The sequence below is a fragment of the Alloalcanivorax sp. genome (assembly GCF_964221125.1).
GTDB lineage: Bacteria > Pseudomonadota > Gammaproteobacteria > Pseudomonadales > Alcanivoracaceae > Alloalcanivorax > Alloalcanivorax venustensis.
In genome coordinates this window covers 40,664-48,129 of the sequence record NZ_CAXPXK010000013.1, presented here as the reverse complement: position 1 = coordinate 48,129, position 7,466 = coordinate 40,664, and the positions used below count along the sequence as shown (strand labels likewise).

At 67.0% G+C, this 7,466-nt stretch carries 6 protein-coding genes; 5 read left to right on the top strand and 1 reads right to left on the bottom strand.

All coding sequences use genetic code 11. The features are described 5' to 3' along the window. The 5 genes from hflX to ACEQZD_RS01770 all read left to right on the top strand — a co-directional run. Nucleotides 1-835 (top strand): GTPase HflX (gene hflX / locus ACEQZD_RS01790; protein ID WP_370183618.1); only part of this gene is annotated, 835 nt, incomplete at its 5' end. 11 nt (nucleotides 836-846) lie between these two features. Further along, nucleotides 847-2,046, top strand: a complete 1,200-nt coding sequence (gene hflK, locus ACEQZD_RS01785) for an FtsH protease activity modulator HflK (RefSeq protein WP_370183616.1) — start codon at nucleotides 847-849, stop codon at nucleotides 2,044-2,046. Next, nucleotides 2,046-3,125 (top strand): protease modulator HflC, encoded by a 1,080-nt coding sequence (gene hflC / locus ACEQZD_RS01780; protein ID WP_335628067.1) that lies wholly within the window; start codon nucleotides 2,046-2,048, stop codon nucleotides 3,123-3,125. The genes hflK and hflC overlap by 1 nt, the downstream gene beginning before the upstream one ends. A 157-nt stretch (nucleotides 3,126-3,282) precedes the next feature. After that, complete coding sequence (locus ACEQZD_RS01775; RefSeq protein ID WP_370183612.1) at nucleotides 3,283-4,461, top strand: ATP phosphoribosyltransferase regulatory subunit; 1,179 nt, start codon at nucleotides 3,283-3,285, stop codon at nucleotides 4,459-4,461. 19 nt (nucleotides 4,462-4,480) lie between these two features. Beyond that, the gene (locus ACEQZD_RS01770) at nucleotides 4,481-5,773 is read left to right on the top strand and encodes an adenylosuccinate synthase (RefSeq protein ID WP_370183610.1); all 1,293 of its coding nucleotides are present in this window, start codon (nucleotides 4,481-4,483) and stop codon (nucleotides 5,771-5,773) included. 18 nt (nucleotides 5,774-5,791) lie between these two features. Here the strand turns inward: ACEQZD_RS01770 and ACEQZD_RS01765 are convergent, their stop codons facing one another. After that, nucleotides 5,792-7,438 (bottom strand): hypothetical protein, encoded by a 1,647-nt coding sequence (locus ACEQZD_RS01765; protein ID WP_370183609.1) that lies wholly within the window; start codon nucleotides 7,436-7,438, stop codon nucleotides 5,792-5,794. Between the last annotated feature and the right edge of the window lie 28 nt (nucleotides 7,439-7,466).

The window sequence follows — 7,466 nt, the reverse complement described above, 5'->3', positions numbered from 1 at the left end:
CTCGATCCAGACCCGGCTCGACAAGGTGCGCAAGCAGCGCGCCCAGGGCCGGCGTGCCCGCGACCGCTCGGAGACGCCGTTGATCTCGCTGGTGGGGTCTACCAACGCCGGCAAGTCGACGCTGTTCAATGCGCTCACCACCGGCGACGTCTACGTGGCCGACAAGTTGTTCGCGACCCTCGATCCGACCCTGCGCAAGGTGCGGGTCCCGGGTGTGGGGCCGGCGATTCTGGCCGACACCGTGGGCTTTATCCGGCACCTGCCGCACCGGCTGGTGCAGGCGTTTCGCGCCACCCTCGAGGAGACCGTTAACGCGTCCTTGCTGCTGCATGTGACAGACAGTAGTGTCGAAGAGAGCGACGCCAACGTGGCCGCGGTGAACGAAGTCCTGGAAGAAATCGGCGCGGATACCGTGCCCGTGCTGCATGTTTACAATAAGGTGGACGCCCTGGAAGACGCGTCGCCGCACCTGGAACGCGATGAACAGGGGCTGCCCTGGCGTGTCTGGTTGTCGGCGCGCACCGGCGAGGGCTTCGACCTGTTGCATCAGGCGATCGCCGAGCGGCTGGCGGACCGCTGGGTGGACCGCTGGTTGCGGTTGCCTCCGGAGGCCGGCCGGTTGCGGTCGCGCCTCCATGAGGCCGGCGAGGTGCGCGAGGAACAGGCGGCCACCGACGGCGGCATGCTGCTGCGGGTACATGTCAATCGGGTGCACTTCGAACGTCTGCTGCGCGAAGCCGGCCTGCGTGAAGAACAGGTCCGTGTTCATGACCCTTCGGTTGCAGAGACGGATACCCCTTCCTACAATCCTGAACGCTCGCACAGAGCGGGATAACGGAGAATTCAATGGCCTGGAATGAACCCGGCGGAAACAAACCCAGGGACCCCTGGGGCGGGGGCGGCGGCGGTGGCGATCAGCGACCGCCCGATCTTGATGAAGCGCTGAAAAACCTTAAGGACCGCATCAACAACCTGTTCGGCGGCAAAGGCGGCGGCGGTGGCGGCGGCAACAAGTCGTCCGGCGGCTTCCCCGGCGGCCTGCTGGCGGTGGCGCTGGTGGTGCTGGTGGTCGGTTATGTGCTGATGGGCTTTTACCTGGTGGACCAGCGTGAGCGCGGCGTGGTGCTGCGCTTCGGTGAGTTCAACCGCATGGTGGACCCGGGCCTGAACTGGCGCGCGCCGATCATCGAGCAAAGCATGTCGGTGGACGTGGGCCAGAACCGCAGCTACGAAATCAGCGAGGAAATGCTCACCGAGGACACCAACATTGTCGCGGTGACCCTGGAAGTCCAGTACAAGGTACTCGATCCCCAGGCGTTCCTGCTGCGCGTGGGCGCGCCGGAAACCATCCTTCAGCACGCCACCAGCTCGGCGCTGCGCCACGTGGTGGGCAGCTCGACCATGGACGACGTGCTGCGCGACCGCCGCGAGGACATCCGTCTGCTGGTGCGCGAGCGGTTGCAGGAGTATCTGGACCGCTACAACACCGGCCTGGTGATCAACCAGGTGGTGCTGGACAAAACCGCCGCGCCGGAAGCGGTGCGTGACGCCTTCGACGACGTGGCCAAGGCCAAGGAAGACGAAGACCGCTTCAAGAAAGAAGCCGAGGCCTACTACAACTCGGTGATTCCGGAAGCCCGCGGCCAGGCCGCGCGCATCACCGAGGAAGCGGAAGCCTACAAGGTCCGCGTGGTGGCCGAAGCCGAGGGTGACGCGGCCCGCTTCACCGACCTGGTGGCGGAATACCGCAAGGCACCGGAAGTGACCCGTCAGCGTCTCTACCTGGACAGCCTCACCGAGGTGTTCAGCAACTCCAGCAAGGTATTGCTGGACGCGCAGGGCAGTGACAGCCTGATGTATCTGCCTCTGGACCAGATGTTCAAAGGCAAGCAGCCGGTGTCCGGCGACAGCGGCGCCTCGAACCGCGGCAGCGGTTCCGGCGGCTCCTCGTCGTCGACCACCTCGAGCGCCGGCGCAGATGACGGCGGCAGTGGCCGTTCCGGCTCGCGCTGTCTGTACCAAAGCAACCGCACGGAGATTCGCTGATGGGCACACGTAGCTGGCTGATGCTGGTGGCAGTGGGCGTGCTGTTGCTGCTGGCTCTGGACTCTTTTTACATCGTCAACGAAACCGAAAAGGCCGTGCTGAAGCGATTCGCGCGGGTGGAAAAAGCGGACATCGAACCGGGTATTTACCCGAAGGTGCCGTTGATCGACGACGTGGTGCGTGTGGACGGCCGTCTGCTCACCCACGACGTGCCCACCCAGTCGTTTCTGACCGCCGAGAAGAAACTGCTCAACGTGGACGCCTTCGTGACCTGGCGCATCGCCGACGTGCAGCGCTACATCGTCAGTGTCGGCGCCGGCGTCAACGACGGCCTGGCCATGGAGCGCCGCGCCCGGGAGCTGCTCGATCCGCGTGTCAACGAGGCGCTGCGTAACCAGTTCGCCAATCGTACCGTGCAGGAAGTGGTGGCCGGCCAGGGCGGGGCTTTGCCCGACGACGCCCTGGATCCCACCGCGGACCTGCTCAGCGGTGGCGACGGCGAGCCGAAAACCACCTCCGAAGTGGAGGCGGACGCTGAGGCCGAGGCTGAGGCGGAGGCCGCCGACGACGGTGGAGAGTCCACCGACACGGCGGCGTCGTCACTGGGCGACGAGACCGATCAGCGCGAGAAGCTGATGAACTCCGTGGCCCAGGAAGTGAACGCCGCCACCCTGGAGGATCTGGGCATCGAAGTGGTCGACGTGCGCGTCAAGCAGGTGGACTGGCCGGATCAGGTGCGTGGCCGGGTGTTCGACCGGATGCGCGCCGAGCGTGCCCGTGACGCCGCCGAGCACCGGGCCCGGGGCCGTGAGGACGCCGAGCGCATCCGCGCCGCCGCCGACCGCCAGCGTACGCAGATCGTGGCTCAGGCCTACGAGGAAGCCCAGCGCCTGCGTGGTGCCGGTGACGCCCGCGCCACCTCGATCTACGCCGACGCCTATGGCAAGGACGAGGAGTTCTTCCGCTTCTACCGCAGCCTGCAGGCGTATCGGGACAGCTTCGATTCCAAGGAAGACGTGCTGATCCTCTCTCCGGACAGCGAGTTCTTCCAGTACATGAAGCAGAACCGCGGCCGCTGAACGCCGGGTGCCCGCCGCCGGGCGGCGGGTATCTGCCCCTCGGGGGACGTGTTAGAATCCATCAACCGGGTCACGAGGCCCGGTTTTTTTGTGGCCGCCACCTCTGCCGGCCCTCCGTTGGACCCCTGTGTCGATTGAATACCCTCGGGATCGTAAGATGAATCAGGAAGAACAGTGGTTGTTGCCCGACGGCGTCGAGGAAGTGCTTCCCGAACGCGCCCGGGCCATCGAACAACTGCGCCGCCGGGCTCTGGACCTGTACCAGTCCTGGGGCTACGAGCTGGTGTACCCGCCGCTGATCGAATTCCTGGAGTCCCTGCTCAACGGCGCCGGCCGTGACCTGGAGCGGGACACCTTCAAGATCACCGACCAGCTCAGCGGCCGCCTGATGGGCGTGCGCGCGGACATGACCCCGCAGGTGGCGCGCATCGACGCCCACAGCCTGCGCCGCAACGCCCCCACCCGTTTGTGTTACTGCTCCACGGCGCTGCGCGCCCGGCCCACCCAGGTGGGCGGCACCCGGCTGCCCTACCAGCTCGGCGTCGAGCTGTTCGGCCACGCCGGCGGCGACAGCGACCTGGAAGTGATCCTGCTGATGGGCGAGACCCTGGCCCTGGCCGGCGCCAACGACAAAGTGGTGCTGGACCTGGGGCACGTGGGCATTTTCCGCGCCCTGGTGGACGCCTGCGATCTGGACGCCGCCGCCCAGGCGACGCTGGAAGACATCTATCTGCGCAAGGCGCGCACCGAACTGACCCGCTTCCTGGACCGCCAGGCCCTGCCGGAGGCCGCCGCGCGGGCGCTGGCGGCGTTGCCGTTCCTGGACGGCGACACCGGCGTGTTCGCCCAGGCCCGCGGCCTGCTGGCCGACTTTCCGGACGCCACCCGGGCGCTCGCCGATCTGGAACGGCTGGTGGCGGTGCTCGCCGAGCGCGGCCTGGACGTGCACCTGGACCTGGGCGAGCTGCGCGGCTACCACTACCATACCGGCTGTGTGTTCGCCGCCTACCTGCCCGGCGACAGCGAGCCGCTGGCCAAGGGCGGCCGCTACGACCATATCGGTGAAGTGTTCGGCCGGGCGCGCCCGGCCACCGGCTTCAGCGCCGACCTGAAGAAGCTGGCTTCCCTGGCGCCGGTGCCGCGCGCCGGTGCCGTGCTCGCCCGCGGCGAACTGGCGGACGCCGGTTTCGCCGCCCGGGTGGCGGAACTGCGCGCCCAGGGCGAGCGCGTGGTGCTGGCTCTGGCCGGCGCCGATAATGATCCCGCTGAATTGGGGTGCGACCGCGAGCTGGTGTCCGCCGGCGACGGCTGGACCCTGCAATCCATTTCCTCCTGACAGGCCAAAGCGAACAGCCATGGGCAAGAACGTCGTAATTCTCGGTACCCAATGGGGTGATGAAGGCAAGGGCAAGATCGTCGATCTGCTCACCGATCAGGCCGCCTACGTGGCCCGTTTCCAGGGCGGCCATAACGCCGGCCATACCCTGGTGATCGACGGCGAGAAGACCGTCCTCCACCTGATCCCCTCCGGCATCCTGCGCGATAACGTGCAATGCCTGATCGGCAACGGCGTGGTGCTGTCGCTGGAAGCCCTGCTCAAGGAGATCCGCGGCCTGGAAGACAAGGGCGTGCCGGTGCGCGAGCGCCTGCGCCTGTCCTCCGCCTGCCCGCTGATCCTGCCGGTGCACGCGGCGCTGGACCAGGCCCGGGAAGTGGCCCGTGGCGCCCAGAAAATCGGCACCACCGGGCGCGGCATCGGACCGGCCTACGAAGACAAGGTGGCGCGCCGGGGCGTGCGCCTGGGTGATGTGTTCCACCGCGAGCGCTTCGCCGCCAAGCTGGGTGAAGTGATGGACTACCACAACTTCATCCTGCGCAGCTTCTACAACGCCGAGCCGGTGGACTTCCAGAAAACCCTGGACGACACCCTGGCCCAGGCCGAGGACATCCGCGCCATGGTGTGCGACGTCACCGCCACCCTGCACGGCGCCCGCGAGCGCGATGAGAACATCATGTTCGAAGGCGCCCAGGGCACGCTGCTGGACATCGACCACGGCACCTACCCCTACGTAACCAGCTCCAACACCACCGCCGGCGGCACCGCCACCGGCACCGGTTTCGGGCCGCTCTATCTGGATTACGTGCTGGGCATCACCAAGGCCTACACCACCCGGGTGGGCAGCGGGCCCTTCCCCACCGAGCTGTTCGATGAGACCGGCCGCTACCTGGCGGAGAAGGGCCACGAGTTCGGCTCCACCACCGGGCGCGCCCGCCGTTGCGGCTGGTTCGACGCGGTGGCGCTCAAGCGCGCCATCCAGATCAACTCGATCAGCGGCCTGTGCCTGACCAAGCTGGACGTGCTCGACGGCCTCGAGGAAGTGAACATCTGCGTGGGCTACCAGGGCCCGGACGGCAAGGCCCTGGAGTGCGCCTGGGACGCGGACAGCTATTCCGAGGTGACCCCGGTGTACGAGTCGGTGCCCGGCTGGTCCGAGTCCACCATCGGCGTTAAGAAACTCGAGGACCTGCCGGCCAACGCCCGTGCCTACCTCAAGCGCATCGAGGAAGTCACCGGCGCGCCCATCGACATCATCTCCACCGGCCCGGACCGGGCCGAGACCATCGTCCAGCGCCACCCGTTCGGGTAGTGCCGTCGCGGCCGGCCGTCACTCCGTGGCGCCGGCCGCCGACCAGTCCAGGCGGATGTCATAGCCGTCGATACGCTTCTCCGGTTTCAGCGGCGTCACTTCGTCCGGATTGATGTGCCGGTAGACGTTCTCCGCCGGCTTCAGCGTGGCGTCGCGGCCGTACAAATAGCTCTGCTCTTCGACGATCAGCTTGTAGGCCTTGTTCAGCGCCAGGGCCCGTTCGCGGCTGGGCGTGATCAGCTCGTAGACGTCGGCGCCGGCCACCTTGTCGCGCTTGAGGCTGCCGTCCTCGTTGAACCAGCGCGCCTGCATCTCGTCGTTTTCGCGGAACTCGTTGCCGCCGCCCACCAGCCGCAGGTACTGGGCGATCTCGCCCTCGTCCTGGTTGATCGCAGGGGCGTCGCGCATGCCTTTGATGTCGATGTAGCCCCAGCCCTCGGCGCCGGTGACCTTGCGCGGGAAGGCGAAGGTCTGGTCGATGGTGGTGCCCACGGTGGTGTGGCAGCCCATGCAGAAGCGCTGCTCCTGATTGCTCTGCGGGCGCAGGCTGCCGTCTTCTTTCTCGATGAAGCCCAGCACCATCCAGCCGAAGCCGTTGTCCATGCCCCGGTCGCCGTGGTCGGTGTAGTAGGGCAGGTTGCCTTCGGCTTTTTCCTGGTGCTCGTTGCCGTACAGGGATTTCAGGTGGGCGCTGTTATAGAAGCGGATCTTGTTCATATAGCGCACTTCCTTCATGCGCGGCGGCAGGCCGATGCCGCCGTGCGCGTCCACGCCCACGTAGCGCACCGTGTGCAGGAACTCAATGCCTTCCGGGTAGAGCATGTCGGTGACCGGCACGTCGGCGGCGCCGCCCAGGTAGTGGTCGCGCTTCAGCAGGGTGCGGGCGGTGCCGAGGGTGCCGTCGCCGTCCAGGTCGGCGCACACCGCCTGCTCGTCGATGGGCGGCGTGCTGATGCGGTCCAGCTCCTTGATCGCCATCTCCATCAGCGACAGGTTGGCCAGGTAGACGTCCCGGGACGCCGCGTCGTGATCGGCGCAGGTGCTGGTGCGGAACGGCTCCGGCAGCCGCACCATGACGTCGTCGGTGCTGCCGTTGGTGGGCCAGAAGGTGCTCGGCAGCGGCTTGTAGTTGAACGCCACCCAGTGGCTGCCGTCCTTGGCGAAGCCTTGCTCGTCGAACGCCCGGGCGCCCTGCTGCAGGCCTTCGATGTAGGGCACCGGGCCCTGCCAGTCGCTGTCTTCGGCCAGGTCGGTCATCGCCGGGGTGTAATTGTCCTGGTTGATGTAGTCGATGATGGCCTGGTCGGACATCTTCGCCACCTGCTCGCGGCGGTCCACGAACAGGTTGAGCCAGTGGTTGGTTTCACCTAGCTCGGAAAAGTCATAAGCGCCCTGCAGATAGCCGTCCCACATGGTGTTCGGGCGGGCCCGGTCCTCGTAGGTCTGATGGCAGGTGTAGCAGGGGTTGAAGTCGCCTTCGGTGCGGGTATAGCACTGCGGCGGAATCGGTGCTTCCTGGTTATAGATGCTGTCGAGGTCCGGCGGCAGCTGGCGCCGCAGCGCCGTGTTGTCGGCGGCGGCCGGGCCGGATTTGCCCGCGCCGGTGTCCGCCGGTTGGCTCTCCGCCGGGTCGCAGCCCGCCAGAACCAGTGTGGCAAGCAGCATTGTGATGATCATTTTCATGAGCGCGAAC

What these genes read in the sequence shown, in the direction of transcription:
- ACEQZD_RS01770 (WP_370183610.1), top strand. Translation starts at nt 4,481, where the DNA reads ATGGGCAAGAACGTCGTAATTCTCGGTACCCAATGGGGTGATGAAGGC.
- ACEQZD_RS01765 (WP_370183609.1), bottom strand. Translation starts at nt 7,438, where the DNA reads ATGCTGCTTGCCACACTGGTTCTGGCGGGCTGCGACCCGGCGGAGAGC.
- hflK (WP_370183616.1), top strand. Translation starts at nt 847, where the DNA reads ATGGCCTGGAATGAACCCGGCGGAAACAAACCCAGGGACCCCTGGGGC.
- ACEQZD_RS01775 (WP_370183612.1), top strand. Translation starts at nt 3,283, where the DNA reads ATGAATCAGGAAGAACAGTGGTTGTTGCCCGACGGCGTCGAGGAAGTG.
- hflC (WP_335628067.1), top strand. Translation starts at nt 2,046, where the DNA reads ATGGGCACACGTAGCTGGCTGATGCTGGTGGCAGTGGGCGTGCTGTTG.